Raw genomic sequence first — 898 nt, forward strand, 5'->3', positions numbered from 1 at the left:
GGCGGGGCCGCCACGGTCGTCGGCGGCAGTGGCGGCACCGGCGGTGCCGGCGGCAATGCCTGGCTGTGGGGCAACGGCGGGGCCGGTGGAGCGGGCGCGGCCGGTGCTACCGGCGCCAACGCGGTCAACCCAGGGTTCCACCAGGTACAACAGGCACCCAACGGCGCAGGCGGACTCAGCAACGTGGGCGGCAACGGCACGGACGCCGGGCCCGGCAGCGACGGCATTAACCCCGGTGTGGGCGGCGGTACCGGCGGCAAGGGCGGTAACGGGACTGTTGGCAGTGGCGCCGACCCCGTTTCCGGTGGAGCCGGGGGCGCGGGAGGCGCGGCCGGCAACTTCGCCTCGGGAGGTGCCGGCGGCGCCGGCGGGAACGCGACCGATTTTGGCTCCCCTCGCGCTACCGGGGGCGATGGCGGTGCTGGTGGCGCCGGCGGCGCCGGCGGTGCTGGCGGCGCGGGTGGTGCCGGCGGCTCGGCCGTGAGGGCAAACGCCGATAGTGGCGATGCGACCGGGGGAACTGGTGGCGCGGGCGGCGCGGGCGGTACCGGTGCTGCCGGCGGTGCCGGCGGTAACGGCGGTGGTGCCAATCTGAAAGTTGGCTCCACCGGTGCAGGATTAGGGGGCAATGGTGGTGCCGGCGGCGGCGGCGGTGTCGGCGCCTCGGCCGGCGCTGGCGGTGCCGGCGGCTTCGGGGGTGCCGGTGGTCGCGGCGGGCTGGTGGTCGGCATCGGCGGCGCCGGCGGCGCCGGCGGCATCGGCGGGGGGGGGGGGGGCGGGGCGCCCCGGGGGGCCGGGGGGGAACGGGGGGCCCGGGGGGACGCGGCCCGGGGGGGGGCCGGGGGCCCGTCTCTTTTACACAACTCCGCGCCCCCCCGGCAAGGCGGAAAGTCAGATG

Annotated in this window: 1 pseudogene; it reads left to right on the forward strand. The window is 78.3% G+C overall.

The features are described 5' to 3' along the window. Positions 1–898: pseudogene (locus MSIMFI_RS28755) on the forward strand (PE family protein); the annotation flags it as partial.

Source organism: Mycobacterium simulans (genome assembly GCF_900232995.1).
Taxonomy (GTDB): Bacteria; Actinomycetota; Actinomycetes; order Mycobacteriales; family Mycobacteriaceae; genus Mycobacterium; species Mycobacterium simulans.